The sequence below is a fragment of the Streptomyces sp. NPDC002306 genome (assembly GCF_053593435.1).
Genome location: NZ_JBSFCK010000075.1, coordinates 1 through 14,644, shown reverse-complemented (window position 1 = coordinate 14,644; position 14,644 = coordinate 1). Strand labels below are relative to the sequence as shown.

Below are 14,644 nucleotides of genomic sequence, written 5' to 3'. Positions count from 1 at the left end.
ATAAACGTTGCTCATGGCTCCCATCCTGTCACTCCCGGAGCGGATCGAGATCACAAGGGGTATCGGCGCGCTCCCAGACCACCCGATGGCATGATCTGGGGTGACCTTCGGCGCACACCACCCGGCCGAACACTCGCCCGGCCGAAGCCGTACAGCCGCCGTCCCGGCCCCACTCCCCCCGTTCCGGCCCCACTCCCCGTTCCGACTGAAGCCCCAGCCCGGCCGGCACCCGATGCTCACCACACCGACGCCCGCCCCCGCGACCTCCGGATACGGAACGCACTTCCGCGTCGCGTACACCCTCGCGACGCCCTCAGCGCGGCTGGTCGCTCGGCTACGTGTCCCGTGAGACCGGAAGCGACCGTCCCAGGCGGGCGAGCGGGGACAGCGCCATCACCACCGGCGACAGCACCATGCCCGCGGCCGTCACCAGCAGGCTGGTGCGCAGCCCCCACCCCTGCGCGAGAAATCCGCCGGACAGGGAACCGAGCGGGGTCAGCCCCATGCCGACGAACGTGATCGTCGCGGCCACACGGCCCTGCATCCCGTCCGAAGTGACGGCCTGCCGGACGGCCATGACCGTGACATTCACCAACTGGCCGCCCGCCCCGAAGACGAAGCCGACCGCAAGGAGCGCGGCAACGGTCACGGCGGAGGAGCCGTGCAGCGTGGGTACGCACAGGAACACACTGTCGCCGAGTGCCGCCGCACACACGAGTACCGGACCATGACCGAACCGGCTCGGCAGGCGGGCGGCCAGCAGCGAGCCCAGGAGCGCACCCGGTCCCGCCGCCGCGAGTGCCAGCCCTACGACGGCGCCCGACAGATGCAGTTCCCGCGGCAGGAAGAGCAGATAGACGGTCATCATGGCCGCGAAGGAGAACTGGAAGGCGGCCGAGGCCAGGCACACGGTCCGCAGTACGGTGTCGCCGAGGACGAACCGTAGGCCCTCATGAATCCGCCGCCAGACCCGAGGGGGACGTGCCGAACGCTCCGCGATCGGTTCGGTGCGGCGGATCCTGCGGATCGACAGAACCGACAGCGCGAAGAACAACGCGCTCGAGGCGGCGGCGATCGGCGCCGACAGCAGGGACACCAACGCACCGCCGAGAGCGGGACCGCCGATCTGCGCCGCGGAACGGCTGCCCTCGAGTGCGCTGTTGCCGCGCACCAGCTGATCACGTCTCACCAGCCGTACGAGAGACGCCTGGTATGCCACGTCGAAGAACACCGACAGGGCCCCGACGGCGAAGGCGAGCGCCAGCAGCGTGGGCAGGCCGAGCCAGCCGGAGAGGCCGGCCGCGGCAGCGGCGCCCAGGACGAGGACCCGCCCGACGTCCGCCAGCGCCATCACCGTGCGGGTCCGCCACCTGTCCACCCACGCGCCGACGAAGAGCGAGAGCAACAGGATCGGCGCCTGCCCCACCGCGCGAAGGACACCCAGCTGGCCGGCATCGGCGTTCAGCGTCAGGACGGCAAGGAGCGGCAGGACCACCGCGCTTGCGTGTTCGCCGAGTTGGGAGGCCGTCTGGCCTGTCCAGAGTCCGCGGAAGTCGGCGTTCCGCCACAGGCTTGACGCGACGGGCCGAACAGAATCGGGCACAGCGGGGGAAGTTGACGGCACGGGGATCCCTTGGATTGCCGACGGCGAGGCCCGTCACCGTGCACGCGCATGCTGCGCCGACGGTCCAGGCAGGAAAAGCTCGCTATGCCGCGCCATCAAAGGCAGCACGCGATGACAGGCCGGTCACGGCCCACAACGTCAACGCGCGCTCGAGCAACCGGCCATGTCCCAACTCCTCACGGGTCCTTCGTGGCACCGGCACCCCCGAACACTAGTCCTCGCCCCACCTGCCGTGAAAGTCAATTGCTGCCTGCGGCGGCAGAGCGAGGCGCCCGCGGACAGACTCACCCCTCGTACGAGCGTGTTCGCCCTACGCGGGGAGCAGAGCGGCGGCCTCCTTCAAGGTGTGCCGCTGCTCCTTCGCTTACCACCCGCGAGTTGGCCCACCAACATGACGATGAGACCGGCCAGCAGCATCACGCCGCCGGTCAAGGTGCCCAACATGCGGGTATCGGGGTCGCTCATCAGCATCCCGAACACCAACTGCCAGCACAGCGCGAAGGCCAGCACCAGTTGTCCCCAGCCGTAGAGGCGAGGGCTGCGGACGTGGCGTCGGTTGCCGGGGAGCACCCAGCCACGAGTGATCCCCGCGATGCCACCGGCGGCAATGAGCAATGCCGCGAGGAGAAGGGGTAGGGCGAGGTAGGGGTTCACGGGCTCTTCCTCACGCGCCGGACCCATGCCGGACGTCGGCGTGATCATGGCACCAGCGTTGCCGGGCGTCCAGGGGCCGCCCTCTGACGTCGCCTTCAGGAGCGGCCGACGCCCCGAAATACCGTTCCGCTACGAACCGGCCAGTCCGTCCGGCGCTCATGGGCAGCCGGCGGTCAGGCTTCGGGTGTCTCGTCGGTGGCGTTTTCCGGGTGGTCCTCCCGCAGCCATCGGGAGTGGTGGCGCGCCGCCCAGTACCTGCTCACGTAACCCGTACGCATCCCGAGCCTGGCCTCGGGGTCCTGGTACGCCTTGCGCATGTGTCCGAGCAGGACGATGGTGATCGCCCAGGCGAGGCAGTCGTGCACGAAGATGGCGCTGGTGCGGGAGATGGACGGCAGAAAGCCGAGGAACCACATGAGCAGACCCGTGAACATCATCATCAGCACAGCACCCGCGAGCCACCCCGCGTAGATCTTCTGACCCGCGTTGAACTTGCCGGCGGGCCGCGCCTGCGGTGACTTCCGCCGTTGGCGGACGGCCCTCAGCCACTGACGGTCGTAGACCGCGAAGCGGTTCAGCCGGCGCAGGTCGGCGCGGAACTCGCGGGAAAGAAGCCCCAGCAGGAAGGGCGCCGGCAGGCAGATGCCGGACCATTCATGGACGGCGGCCATCAGGTGGCGGCGGCCGACGAGCTGGGCCAGCGGGCCGAAGTACAGACAGGCCGCGGTGACCAGGACCAGCAGCATGAGCCAGCCGGTCGCCCGGTGGACCATACGTTCGGCGGGACTGAACCGGCGGACCCGTCCGGACGGCTCAGGCCGCTTTGTTGCCCCGGTCGGCGTCGTCGAGCCAGCCGTCGACCGCATAACCGCGCTCCTCCCAGAAACCGGGGACCACCTTGTCGGTGACCGTGATGCCGGACAGCCACTTGGCCGACTTGTAGAAGTACATGGGGGCGACGAAGAGGCGTACCGGCCCCCCGTGTTCGTGGGTGATGGGCTTGTCCTGCATGTTCAGCGCCACCAGGACGTCCGAGCGGCGTGCCTGTTCGAGGGTGAGACTCTCGGTGTAGGCGCCGTCGAAGCAGGAGAACCGGATGGCCACACCCTCGGAACGGACTCCGGCGGCGTCGAGGAGGTCCGACAGCCGCACGCCTTCGAAGGGCGTGTCGTCCACGCGCCAGCCGTCCGTACAGAGCACGTCGGCGACGACGCGCGTCTGACGCATCTCCCGCAGTTCGGGCAGCGTGTACGTCTTCGGCCGGTCGACCAGACCGTCGATCCGCAGCCCGTAGTTCCTCGCGTTCTTGCGCGGCACCGACCCGACGACGCTGTAGTACCGGAAGCCTCCCGGGTTGGGGAGCAGGCCGGTCAGCCCGGTGGCGTCGACCTGGGAGGCCGCTCCCAGGAACCCTTCCCAGCCTCGCTGCAGTTGCGGTGCGGCGGCGAGGCCGGCGGCACCTGCGGCGAGCATGCCGAGCATGGCGCGCCGTCCCACCGGCGGACCGTCGGTTTTCCGCTTTGACTGTCTTGCCATGCTTCGGTCCTCTTTCGGGAGCGAATACCCCAGAGTCACGCGCCGCCTGGGACGGTGACGGTGGCGTGCGACGACATCGCCCTGGCCTCGGAAGACTCAGGCCAGAAGCCACAGGCCACAGGCCACGGAAGTACGCAGTGGGCCACGATCACGTGTCGCGGCGACGCCGGCGGATCAGAGCTCTCGGCTCACATCGCCCTGAACGCCGTCACCTGTTCAACTGGTGACGATGGTGGCATGCCCCTCTTGGGCTGTCAACGGCGGTCGGGGAGTACGAGGCTGGGGCATTGCGCACGTCACACCGACCGAAGCGCCAGGTCACAGCGCGAACGCGCAGGGTGTCGGCATCGCTCGGACGGTAAGAACCACATCTCCGAACCGGCGTATCAGATCACCGTCCAGGACCCCGTCCTCACGGCGACCGAGCAGTGCCCACCGACAGCGCGGCAGCGGCTTGGCCGGACGCCGACGACCGGGGACGGCGAGCGGTCCTACCGCAGAACCACGTCGAAGACGGTGCGGAAGAACGCGTCCACGGGCGCCGCCGACTTGTCGGCCCGCGCCGCGATCAGCGTCCCTTCCCAGGCGCTGAGGACGAACAGCGCGGTGGCGTGCACGTCTAGGCCGCCATCAAGGTCGCCCGCCTCCTGCGCCTCGGCCAGCAACTGGCCGATCTGCGCCGCCCACCGGTCGAAGCCGTCCTTGACCGCGGTCCGGATCTGCTCACTGTGGTCGGCGACCTCGGCGCCCAGGTTCCCCGCCAGGCACCCGCGGACGAACCCGTTGTCCACTGTGTCCCTGCTCAGGAACTCGAAGTGCGCCCGGAGCCGGTCCAATGGGGGTGTATCCGTCGCCGTGAGCATCTCGAAGCGCAAGGTGGCGGCGTACCGGTTCAACGCCTCCAAGGCACTCTCCTCCTTGCTGGAGAAGTGGTTGTAGAACGAGCCCTTGGGGACACCCGCGGCTTTGGTGATGTCATTGATGCCGGTGGCGCTGAAGCCCCGCGCAAAGAACTGCTCGAAGGCCGCCTGCGCGATCTCTTCCCGCTTCGACGCTCGCCCCATCCTTCTCACCTTCCGTCGAGTGCGGTCCGGGCACCATGCGGTCGCCCACGCCGGCGCGTACGTGTGGCGCGAGGGGCCGATACGGGTGCCCGGCAGTGCCAGAAAACGAGACGACCGACCATATTCTAGCCTTCGGGGTGCAGCACGGGCGTGACGCATGGCACGCCCCGTTCCTCGCCCGCAGCCGCGAGAGCCGCCCGAGCCACGGAAGGCTCCCCCTCGCCATTCACCCGTTCGCCCGGGAATGAGGACCTCCAGGGGATGGGTTAGGCTTTTTAAGACGACCGGTCATTTTGATCGGTGTTCTCTCGTCGACATGGGTCCGGTCCCGGCGCGGCTGTCGCGAACACCACTCCGAAACAGGGCCCGCCCGCACAGGCGACATCACACTCAGGAGTAGTCAATGTCTACATACCGGGCCTTCGAGGCCACCGGCGCCCGCAACCTCCAGCTCGTCGAGCGCGAGCTGATCGATCCCGCACCGGGCCAGGTGCGCCTCCGCGTGGAGGCCTGCGGGGTCTGCCACACCGATGTCCTGGCCGTCGAGGGGCTGCGCGCCGACCCCTCCAGCCCCCTCGTTCCGGGACATGAGGTCGTCGGTGTCATCGACGCCGTCGGGGCGGGCGTCACCGCCTGGCAGCCCGGCGACCGTGCCGGCGTCGGCTTCCTGAACGGCCAGTGCGGGGAATGCGAGCCGTGCCGCCGCGGTGACTTCGTGAACTGCCGGTCCCAGGAGCAGACGGGGAACACGATCGACGGCGGATACGCGGAGGTCGTCTACGCCCGGGCCAGCGGGCTGGTACGGATTCCCGAGGGCATATCGGCGATCGACGCGGCTCCGCTGCTGTGCGCGGGACTGACCACCTTCATCGCCCTCCAGCAGGAGTCGACCCGGGCCGGCGCCCTGGTCGCCGTACAGGGCATCGGCGGCCTGGGCCACCTGGCGCTCCAGTACGCCCGCAGCCTCGGCTACCGGGTCGCCGCCATCGCGCGGGGCAAGGAGAAGGAAGCGTACGCCCGAAAGCTGGGCGCCCACGAGTACATCGACAGCAGCAGCACCGACCCGGGCGCCGCTCTCACCGCTCTGGGCGGCGCCTCCGTCATCGTCGCCACGGCGTCCAGCGGCGCCTCCATGAACCCGCTGGTCAGCGGCCTCGCACCGCACGGCAAGCTCGTTGTGGTCGGTGCCGCGCCCGACCCGCTGACCGTGGCCACCGCCGACGTCATCTTCGGAACACGCTCCATCGTCGGCAGTCTCACGGGCTCGTCCATCGACAACGAGGACAACCTCGCCTTCAGCCTCGCCCACGACATCCGTCCCAGCGTCGAGGTCATGCCCTTCACCCAGGCGCCGGAGGCCTACGAGCGGATGCTGTCCGGGCAGGCCCGCTTCCGCGTCGTGCTCGACGTCACGGCCTGAGACAACGGCGCTGCCGGGCGGCGCGTCCCGCCCGGCAGGCCTCGTAGTCGCACCGCCCGTACCTGTGCTGCGCCGGGCTCGCCCCGGCGGGTGCGCCTCGCGCGCCCGGTCACCGTCCTCGATCAGCGCTACGGCGGCGACGAGCACCATGACCTCGGTGGCGCCGCCTCAGGAGCAGCCTTCAGCGGACGTACGCCTGTTCGTAGAGGCTGCGCAATTCCGGGGTGGCCTCCGCGGTGGAGCCGCACAGGGTGACACGACCGTCGTTGGCAGCGACCAGGTAGCGGTGACCGACGACGAAGTCCGCTCCAGCGAGAAGCTGGCTCAATTCCTCGTCGTTGGTGAGCCAGACGGCGGTGGGCCCGGTGCCCCGGTACCAGTGGTCCACCCGAAGCTCGACCCGATCGCGCTTGACCGCGGTCGCCGTGCCCTCGAATGCGATCTGCACATCGCGCAGGACATCGACGGTGATCGCTGCGCACCTCGCGCTCGGCGCGCCCGGGACGGTCAGAGTCAGCGGGGAGTGCGCCGGGTCGGACGGGGCCGCCTTGGCCGACGAAGCGGCTGAGGGGGCGGTGTTCTGCGACGTCACCCCCCAGGCAAGGCCGCCCGCCGCCGCGAGCAGGGCCGCGCCCGCCGCGACGGACAGAATGCGACGGCGGGATCCGCCCGCAGCACCTCGCGCGGCCGGGGAATCGGGATTGTCGGCGGTCACGGCAGCCTCCAGAAGACGTTGGGGATCGGGCGAAGGGGCGTCAGAGGTCCGTGCCGGGTCGATGGCCCTCATCCGGGCCAGCAGTTCGTCGTCGTTCACCGTCGGCTCCCTTCTTCATCCGTCCTGTGTCCGGCCGCCTGCGCGTTCTTTCGGTCGAGCCGAGCAGCGATCTTCTTCTTCGCCCGGTGCAGGCGAATACTCGCCGCGTTGGCGGTCAGCCCGGTCACCTGCGCGATCGCGCTCGGCGTCAGCCCCTCCCAAGCCCAGAGCAGGACGACCTCACGGTCCACCGCTCCCAGCGCGCCGAGCGCTTGATGCAGTTCGAGATGGTCCGCCTCCGCCTCCCGCGGTGGCGCCGCCACCTGGGTCAGCCGCTCCACCAGCCGGAGCCGCCGCCGTTCAGCCCGGCGCGCGTTGGCGAGACAGCCCCGCGTGACGCCGTAGCACCAGGGCAGCACCTCATCGGGATCGACGAAACCGGCCGCGCCGAGCCCCGGCACATCCTCCAGCCGGCGCCAGAGCACCAGCATCGTCTCCGCGAGGACGTCATCGACCGCGTCGGCGTCGGCACGCCGCCGCAAGTACCGGTGCAGCGGCTCCGCCACCACACCCAACAACGCCTCGAATCGAGCCTCCCGGGCCCGGGACCGCTCATGCACCAGCCTCAGTTCCACACCTGCACCTGTCCGGCAGCGCCCGCTCCCTTTCACCGTCGCCAGGAAACATCTCACCACGGCCGGAGCCCCCCGCCTCTCCGCCGGGGCGCCACAGCAGATGCCGACCTACGACGTTCCGCGGAACCGGAGCCGCGGGCCCCCGTGCTGGCTGAGGGCGCGTGCAGGGGGGGCGCCGCCGACGCGGTCGCCGGGCGAGTCGGCGGCGGTCAGCACCAGGACCCCGTCGCGCTCGAAGTACGTTGCTGTTGCGGGGCGTTCTACTTGGCGTAGGCGGACGAGATCTGGCCGACGAGCGTGGCGAACGGCATGTCCAGCGCGGCGTAGACATCCCCGGCCTCGGGGGCGCCGTTGTCGGCGAGTACCTCGACCATCAGCGTGGCGTAGTCACTCACCATGACACCGGCCTGCTGGAGCCGGATGAGGCCCGCTTCACGCTTGGCTCCGGAGAAGGTGCCGGACGCGTCGAGGGCCACGTAGCTGTCGTAGCCCTCGGTGAGCGCCGCGATCGCCGGGAGTGTGGCGCAGACCTCCAGCGAAATACCGGTGAAGATCAGCTTCTTGCGGCCGGCGGCCTTGATACGGTCCCGGACGCGGCTGTCGTGCCAGGCGTTGACCGTGCTGCGGTCGATGACGTCCAACTCACTCGGGATGATTTCGGCGAGCTCGGGGATGAGCGGGCCCCACATACTGTCCGCGGCAGTGGTCGTCACTACGGTCGGCAGGTCAAGGATCTGCGCCGCCTTCGTCAGTGCCACCACGTTGTGCTTCAGCTCCAGCAAGCTGATGTCACGGACTCCGCTGTAGAGCCCCACCTGATGGTCGACGAGGACGAGTGCCGCATTGTCGCTGGTCAGAGACTCTCTGAATGCGTCGCCAGACATGACTTTCACGCTCCTGTCGATATCGACGAGCCTTGGAGGCGTTAGACACTTTCAGTGATTGTCACTTTTCCTGACTATTCGACGCTAACACGGGCATATCGGATAGGCAAAGTTCGTCAGCGAGATACGGGAAGCAGGGAAGGGGAACTGGTGAGCCGAGCACTGCGCAACGCGACGGAGCCGGATCTCGGCGTGCTGGCCGGACGGTTGCTGTTCGCCGTTCAGGACGAGCTCTTCTCGCGTCTGCGCGATCTCGGTTTCGACGACCTCAAGCCCCGTCACGGCGCCGTCCTCGCCTACCTGCAGGACGAGGGCATCAGGGCCACCGATCTGGCCAGGATGTCGGGTCAGCACAAGCAGGTGATCGGCACCCTCGTCGACGAACTGACCGAGCTGGGCTACGTCGTGCGGCAGAGCGACCCCGCCGACCGGCGGGCCAAACTGATCTGCCCGACACGGCGAGGGCGCGCGCAGATGGCCGCGGCGGACCAGATCATGACGGACATGCAGGACCGCCACGCCCGGCGCCTGGGCACGGACTCCTACGAGCAGTTCAAGCGGACCTTCATGGACGTGGTTCAGCATCAGCGGCACGACGGGCCGGGCACTGACGACGCCGACCCGACCGCCCTCGCCGGCGACTCCTGAACCCGCTGGGGCAGACCGAGAGCGCGAGACGCCGCAGCGACGGCCAAGACCACCACACCACTCGACCAGGATCGGGGAGAGGACACCCGTGCTCGCCTCGCGTGATTCACTGTACGTCCCTCCCGGACAAGGGAGTTGGATGCGGGGACGGACAGCGCCTGCCGTGCGGGCGACGGACAGGCGTTTCGGGATCGGACGCCGTCGGGCGGGGGACGATGACGCAGCGCAGTATGAGCTGGAGCGGCAACACCTGGTGGGAGAGGTTCGCTCTCGCACACCTGGTGGGCGGGATGGTCGTCCTTGGCTGTTACGCGCTGACAGAGGCCTCGTGGAGGGACTCCTTGAGGCCGGGCCAGCTCGTGGCCGCGATTCTGTTCGTGGGCTGGTCGCTGCTTGTCCAGCTCAAGCGCCTGCGTCGATGAGACAGGCGGCGGCCCGGAAAGCCACAGGCGTCCGATCCGGGGCGCCACAGGACATCGGGCAGCGGCTCGGACGGCCACGGCCCCTCAGGGCGTGAGTTTGAGCATGGCCAGCGTCGCGGCAACGTCGTGACGTGCGGCCTCGTCCAGCCCGCGCAGCGGACGCGGCAGGTTCGGTTCCCTCGTCAGGCCGAGGTGGGACGCGGCGGCGGACATGACGCGCAGGCTGCCGTGACGACGGAACAGCTCCCACAACGGCTCGAGTTCGTCGGACGACTCCAAGGCCGACTCCGCGTGACCGGCCTGGGCGGTCCGAGCGAGGGCGAGCGCGGTCCGCGGGAACATGCCGGCGATGACCGAGTACCAGACGTCGCATCCGGCGTTCAGGCCGCGAACGCCTGCCCAGTCGCCGCTCACACCGAGGGTGACCGTGTCCGGGATCAAGGCCCGCAGCGCGTCGACTCGGGCCTCGGCTCCGGCGGCGTCGTCGGGCACAGCGGGGATCTTGATCGAGCCGACGTTAGGCAACCGGGCGATACGGCCGTGCAGTTCGTCGCTGAAGTGCACCTGGGTGGTGCGGGGATTCTCGTACACGCACAACGGCACGGACAGTTCGCGAGTGACGTCCTCGTAGAGGCCGAACACCTCGTCCTGGGTGAGCGGTTGATACGTCACCGGTGCGAGCAGCACTCCACGCGCCCCGGCCTTCTGCGCGTCCTCGGCCAGGGCCAGGACATGAGAGGTGCGCACCGCGCCGATGGAGACGATGACAGGCACGTCCTCGGCGGCCTCGACCGCGACCTTCGCGGCCTGGGCGCGTTGTTCGCGGGTGAGGTAGGCATAGCCGCCGGTGGAGCCGAGCGCGCCGATGGAATCCACACCGGCGTCCGCGAGACGGGAGACGAGTCCGGCGTAAGCCGGGTAGTCGATGCCCTGCTCGTCGGTGGGCGTGAGGGGGAAGGCACTGAGGCCGCGGAACATGAGGGCTCCCGGAAACGATGAGGACGGGTGGTGGTCGGTCGGCTGCCGTGCGTCGTCGCCTTGAGTGTGATGCCGGAAGGTGACGGGGGCGATGATCAGGATGCTTGCGGCGCGTACGTCCTCGGCGGGCCACGCACGTTTCCGGCGGGCATGGATCGGCGGCCTCCTGCTGCGTCCGCGCCACTGGACGGTCGAGCTGGACCGTCCAGCCCCTGATGCCGTCGCGCTCCACGTCCATGCCTTTCGGCGCCTACTCCACTCGTTTCACAATGCAACCAGTATCACGCCAACCGTCCGTGTTCAAGCGAGGCGACCGCGCGCACGGGCGAGATATGTGGTTTAATAGTGAAACTAATAATCTCGGGAGGAGGTCCACGTGCGGAAGACGGACCTCAGTGGGGCTTCCTGTCCCATCGCTCGTTCACTGAGCGACATAGGCGACTGGTGGTCGCTGCTCATCGTCCGGGACGCCCTGTCCGGCATGACCCGGTTCAGCGAGTTCCAACGCAGCCTCGGCTGCGCCAAGAACATTCTCAGCGCCCGCCTGGCCAAGCTCGTCGAGCGCGGTGTACTCACCCTCGGTCCGGCATCCGACGGCAGCGCCTACACCGAGTACCGGCTGACCGACAAGGGGAAGGCCCTGCGGGTCCCGCTCGTCGCGCTGCGGCAGTGGGGCGAGGAGCACCTGTTCGACGCGGACGAGGAGCGGCTCAGCCTGGTCGACAGGCGCGACGGCCAGCCCGTGGCCCGCCTCGAACTGCACGCCCAGGACGGCCGCGCTCTCGGCCCCGAAGACGTCGAGACCCGTAGCCACCCCGTCTGACCAGCCCCGTCGCACCGGCACCCGCTCCAGAACGCGCCGCACCTACCGAGCGCTACGTCGCCGCGACGGAAAGTCGAGTCGCGGGCCGCAGGGCGGCACACGCGAGCCGCCGCGGACAGTCGCGGCTCCGCGCACCGCGGCGGACGCATCACTTCGGGTGCATGGGCCCTGACGCCGGAAGCGGCCGCCCTGGACCCAGTCGCGCGCACCGCGCCGCAGCCGCCACAACATCACGCACCTCGCCCGCCCTTCGACCTGGGCATGCCTCTCACCACGCGGCCGGACACAGAGTGCGGGCAAGGCGCCGAAGTCGCGTCAAGGGCCGAGAAGTTCACCAGCGAGGTGCGCCGTCGGCGAGCTGAAGTTCGCCTCTGCCGAAAGAGAAGCTCTCGTTCGGGACCGGGATCAGTGCGATGAAGACGTCGTCGGGTGACACACCCAGCGCCTCGACCACCAGCCTGTTGATGGCCGCGGCCACTGCCCGCTTGTCTTCGAGCGGCCGGTGGGCACCCAGGAGAAGAGTGATGATCATGGCATCGCCGCTGCGCCGCATCCCCATGAACGTCGGATCCAGGGACAACTCACCCTCACCGTGTTCACTGATCATGATGAAGCGGTCGCCCTCGGGGATACCGAGCCCCTGCACCAGGGACTGGTTGAGCGCGTCGGCGAGCGCGCGCTTCTGCTCCGGTGAGTAGCGGTTCGCCGGAATGTGAGCGTTGAAAACGGGCATGACGTGCTCCTACGGAAGTGCGGTGTTGGGTTCGGGTTCGGGGATTCGGCAGTTCGCGTTTACGTCTCGGGGTCAGGTTCAGGGTCGGGTTCGGGAGACATCAGGCGGACGCCGGGCGGAGCGTGGCCGCGCCGTCAGGTCGGCGCATCGTCACGGCGTACGGCTTCCACGCCGGACCCCTGCTCGCCCTGCTCCCCCTGCCGGGATCGGCGGGATCATCCGACCGTGAGACCTCAAAGTTCGCCGAGTGCCGTGCCGAATTCGAGTTCCGTACGGGACCGCTCCTGCATCCCGCGCTGCATGAGGGCACCCATCCGGTCGGCACCCGACGGGTCCCGCGCCAGGATCTGGAAGAAGCCCGAGTCGACCTGGACGTCTTCCTTGGCCGGGAGGGCGGCCGCGTTGATGCGCCGCTTCGCGAGCCGTACCGCGGCCTCCGGGAATCCCGCGATGCGCTTCGCGAGGCGCTCGACGTAGGGCATCAACTCCTCGTCCGCCAGCGCCTTGTTGACCACACCGATGCGCTCGGCCTCGGGCGCGTCGAGGTCGTCCGATCCGAGGATCACCTGCATGGCCTGTCCGCGTCCGGCCAGGCGCACGAGCTGCTGGACGGCTCCCGCGCCGGGGAAGAGCCCGGAGCCCACCTCGATCTGGCCGATCACGGCGCGTTCCAGGGACGCGAACCGCATGTCGCACGCGTAGAGGAACTCCGCCCCCGCGCCGCGCGCCCTGCCCTCGAGGACCGCGATGGTGACGGGGCGGGCCTCACTGAGCCGGCGGTACAGCGCACCGAGGCTGACGTCGTCCGGGCCGCCGGACGTCGCCGCGGCAGCCGTGTACTCGGCGATCCGGCGAACGTCCACGTGCGGGATGAAGAAGTCGGGGTCGGCGCTGCGGAACACCACGACCCGCGCGCCGCCGTCGGCTTCCGTGTCGTCGAGCAGTGCGATCAGGTCCGCGACGAAGCGCTCGTCGATCAGGTTGAGGGGAGGGTTGTCGATCGTGGCCCACAGAACGCCGTCGACCAGTTCCGTCTTGATCGTCTCGTAGTGACGCATATGTCCGAACTCCTTCGTGAATGTCTGTTGCAATATGCAAGCAACATACCCTAGGCTGACACCACTGGTTTCAAAATGCAACCAGGATCTTGAGGGTAGTTCGACCGATCCTCTCGATGCCTCCCCGGGCCCCCGGTCCGCCGGTCTCCACGCGGAGCCCGACGCGGCCGAGGTGACGAGCCGACGCCGACGATCGTCCGGCGTTCTCCCAGGTAGGCAGTGGATCGGCGGCTCACGACCCGGGAGGCAGTGGACCGGCGTCCGCTGTTCCCCCGGGACGCCAGTTCGTCGCCGGCTCGCGGCACAGGCGAGCCAGGGCGCATCGCGCCGCGCGCGTCAGGCTCGCGGGCGACGACCCGCCGTCGACCATCCCGCAAGGTCGGCACACCTAAGGAGAATCACCATGGTCCAGCGCACCGACGAGCACGTTCAGCTTCCCGACGGGACCACGCTGCACGCTTGGCTGTTCCTGCCGGACGGCTCCGGCCCCCACCCCACCATCACGATGGCGCACGGCTTCGGCGGCACGAAGTACCACGGCATCGAACCCATCGCCCACAAGCTCGCGGAAGCCGGATTCGCGGTCTCGCTCCACGACCACCGCGGCTTCGGCGACAGCGGCGGCGCGCCCCGTCACGACATCGACCCCTACCAGCAGATCGAGGACTGGCGGCGCGTCATCTCCCACCTTCAGACCCTCGACGCCGTCGACAGCGACCGCATCGGCCTCTGGGGCTCCAGCTACGCGGGCGGACACGCCCTGGTCCTGGCCGCCACCGACCGGAGGATCAAGGCCGTCTACTCCCAGGTCCCCACCACCAGCGGCTCCGAGACCAGCCGGCGACGCGTTCCGCCGCACCTGACCCGGCAGTTGGAGGAGTCCTTCGCCGCCGACGAACTCGCCCAGGCCCAGGGCGAGCCGCCGGCCACACAGGCATTCGTCAGCGACGACAGTTCGACGACCGCGTCCTACCGCGCCACCGACGCCATCAACTTCTACCTGGGGCACACCGCACCCGAGGGGCTGTGGGAGAACCGCGTCACCATCCAGTCCAACCGGCGCTTCAGGTCGTACGACCCCGGCCACTGGATCGACCAGATCTCCCCCACCCCCCTGATGATGCTGGTCGCCACCCACGACACCGTCGCACCCACCGACTTGGCGCTGCGAGCCTACGAACACGCCCTCGAACCCAAGGAACTCGTCCTCATTCCCGGCGGTCACTTCGATCCCTATCTCGCCGGCTTCGAGACGAGCACCGGTGCCGCCATCCGCTTCTTCCGCGCCCACCTCGACGCGTAGACCGACCAGGGTGACCCGCCGCCGGGACATCCCCGGCGGCCCCGCCGCTCCCCTTCTGACCCCGATCGCACCCGGAGTGACAGGATGGGAGCCATGAGCAACGTCTAC

15 protein-coding genes are annotated in these 14,644 nt (G+C 69.2%); 4 read left to right on the top strand and 11 right to left on the bottom strand.

Annotation, left to right across the window (positions count from 1 at the left end; genetic code table 11):
* Window positions 1-334: 334 nt before the first annotated feature.
* The 5 genes from ACWCQK_RS40425 to ACWCQK_RS40405 all read right to left on the bottom strand — a co-directional run bounded on the left by ACWCQK_RS40425 (window position 335) and on the right by ACWCQK_RS40405 (window position 4,878).
* Window positions 335-1,603 (bottom strand): MFS transporter, encoded by a 1,269-nt coding sequence (locus tag ACWCQK_RS40425; protein ID WP_451164022.1) that lies wholly within the window; start codon window positions 1,601-1,603, stop codon window positions 335-337.
* 360 nt (window positions 1,604-1,963) lie between these two features.
* Complete coding sequence (locus ACWCQK_RS40420) at window positions 1,964-2,326, bottom strand: hypothetical protein (RefSeq protein ID WP_451164020.1); 363 nt, start codon at window positions 2,324-2,326, stop codon at window positions 1,964-1,966.
* 125 nt (window positions 2,327-2,451) lie between these two features.
* The gene (locus ACWCQK_RS40415) at window positions 2,452-3,144 is read right to left on the bottom strand and encodes a cytochrome b/b6 domain-containing protein (RefSeq protein WP_451164018.1); all 693 of its coding nucleotides are present in this window, start codon (window positions 3,142-3,144) and stop codon (window positions 2,452-2,454) included.
* Window positions 3,092-3,814 carry a molybdopterin-dependent oxidoreductase gene (locus tag ACWCQK_RS40410; protein ID WP_451164012.1) on the bottom strand — a complete coding sequence of 241 codons (723 nt, stop codon included), beginning with the start codon at window positions 3,812-3,814 and terminating at the stop codon, window positions 3,092-3,094. The genes ACWCQK_RS40415 and ACWCQK_RS40410 overlap by 53 nt, the downstream gene beginning before the upstream one ends.
* Window positions 3,815-4,305: 491 nt before the next feature.
* Window positions 4,306-4,878, bottom strand: a complete 573-nt coding sequence (locus ACWCQK_RS40405) for a TetR family transcriptional regulator C-terminal domain-containing protein (protein WP_451164010.1) — start codon at window positions 4,876-4,878, stop codon at window positions 4,306-4,308.
* A gap of 403 nt (window positions 4,879-5,281) precedes the next feature.
* Between ACWCQK_RS40405 and ACWCQK_RS40400 the strand changes: the two genes are divergently transcribed.
* Window positions 5,282-6,298 carry an alcohol dehydrogenase gene (locus ACWCQK_RS40400; RefSeq protein WP_451164008.1) on the top strand — a complete coding sequence of 339 codons (1,017 nt, stop codon included), beginning with the start codon at window positions 5,282-5,284 and terminating at the stop codon, window positions 6,296-6,298.
* A gap of 181 nt (window positions 6,299-6,479) precedes the next feature.
* On the opposite strand, the gene ACWCQK_RS40395 is transcribed toward ACWCQK_RS40400, so the two are convergent.
* From ACWCQK_RS40395 to ACWCQK_RS40385, 3 genes are all read right to left on the bottom strand, one after another.
* A complete protein-coding gene (locus tag ACWCQK_RS40395; RefSeq protein WP_451164006.1) occupies window positions 6,480-7,112 on the bottom strand; it encodes a hypothetical protein in 633 nt (210 codons plus the stop codon).
* A complete protein-coding gene (locus tag ACWCQK_RS40390) occupies window positions 7,109-7,672 on the bottom strand; it encodes an RNA polymerase sigma factor (RefSeq protein ID WP_451164024.1) in 564 nt (187 codons plus the stop codon). Before ACWCQK_RS40390 ends, ACWCQK_RS40395 begins: the two co-directional genes overlap by 4 nt.
* A 275-nt stretch (window positions 7,673-7,947) precedes the next feature.
* The gene (locus ACWCQK_RS40385; RefSeq protein WP_451164004.1) at window positions 7,948-8,571 is read right to left on the bottom strand and encodes an isochorismatase family protein; all 624 of its coding nucleotides are present in this window, start codon (window positions 8,569-8,571) and stop codon (window positions 7,948-7,950) included.
* 150 nt (window positions 8,572-8,721) lie between these two features.
* Here ACWCQK_RS40385 and ACWCQK_RS40380 point away from each other — a divergent pair, with 150 nt between their 5' ends.
* On the top strand, window positions 8,722-9,219 hold the full coding sequence (locus tag ACWCQK_RS40380) for a MarR family winged helix-turn-helix transcriptional regulator (RefSeq protein ID WP_451164002.1): 498 nt from the start codon (window positions 8,722-8,724) through the stop codon (window positions 9,217-9,219).
* Between the two features lie 506 nt (window positions 9,220-9,725).
* Here ACWCQK_RS40380 and ACWCQK_RS40375 read toward each other — a convergent pair.
* Complete coding sequence (locus ACWCQK_RS40375; RefSeq protein WP_451164000.1) at window positions 9,726-10,619, bottom strand: dihydrodipicolinate synthase family protein; 894 nt, start codon at window positions 10,617-10,619, stop codon at window positions 9,726-9,728.
* A 376-nt stretch (window positions 10,620-10,995) separates the two neighbouring features.
* On the opposite strand from ACWCQK_RS40375, the gene ACWCQK_RS40370 reads away from it, so the two are divergent.
* Entirely contained in the window at window positions 10,996-11,442 is a 447-nt protein-coding gene (locus tag ACWCQK_RS40370) for a winged helix-turn-helix transcriptional regulator (RefSeq protein ID WP_451163998.1), read from the top strand.
* A gap of 331 nt (window positions 11,443-11,773) precedes the next feature.
* Here the strand turns inward: ACWCQK_RS40370 and ACWCQK_RS40365 are convergent, their stop codons facing one another.
* Complete coding sequence (locus tag ACWCQK_RS40365) at window positions 11,774-12,175, bottom strand: tautomerase family protein (RefSeq protein ID WP_451163996.1); 402 nt, start codon at window positions 12,173-12,175, stop codon at window positions 11,774-11,776.
* A 233-nt stretch (window positions 12,176-12,408) separates the two neighbouring features.
* Window positions 12,409-13,233, bottom strand: coding sequence for an enoyl-CoA hydratase/isomerase family protein (locus ACWCQK_RS40360; protein ID WP_451163994.1), 825 nt, complete (start codon window positions 13,231-13,233; stop codon window positions 12,409-12,411).
* Window positions 13,234-13,636: 403 nt separating this feature from the next.
* On the opposite strand from ACWCQK_RS40360, the gene ACWCQK_RS40355 reads away from it, so the two are divergent.
* Entirely contained in the window at window positions 13,637-14,536 is a 900-nt protein-coding gene (locus ACWCQK_RS40355; RefSeq protein WP_451163992.1) for an alpha/beta hydrolase, read from the top strand.
* Window positions 14,537-14,644: the final 108 nt, after the last annotated feature.